Origin of the sequence: Psychrobacter sp. Cmf 22.2 (genome assembly GCF_001921745.1) — a bacterium.
Taxonomy (GTDB): domain Bacteria; phylum Pseudomonadota; class Gammaproteobacteria; order Pseudomonadales; family Moraxellaceae; genus Psychrobacter.
Map to the genome: position 1 here is coordinate 1 of NZ_MRYA01000099.1, position 229 is coordinate 229.

Annotated in this window: 1 protein-coding gene; it reads left to right on the plus strand. The window is 41.9% G+C overall.

Features of this window, described 5'->3' with window-relative positions:
• Nucleotides 1–229 (plus strand): hypothetical protein (locus BTV98_RS13445; protein WP_218613007.1); only part of this gene is annotated, 229 nt, incomplete at both ends.

Here is a 229-nt window from a genome sequence, read left to right on the forward strand (position 1 = left end):
CTATGGGCGTGATGGTGAGCATGAGCAGCGCCAAATCATAGAGCATATCAAGGCGTTTATTGAACAGCATGGCAGTAGTCGCTTTCAACCTTGCCACATTCACATGCACCAAGATTTTGAAACTAAGATAACAAACCGTGCTGGCTATCATAACTACGACACAGGCGAATATTATTTCTCTACCAGTACCTTTGATGAAGTCTGTTCACCATTCAATAAAAGCAAAGTA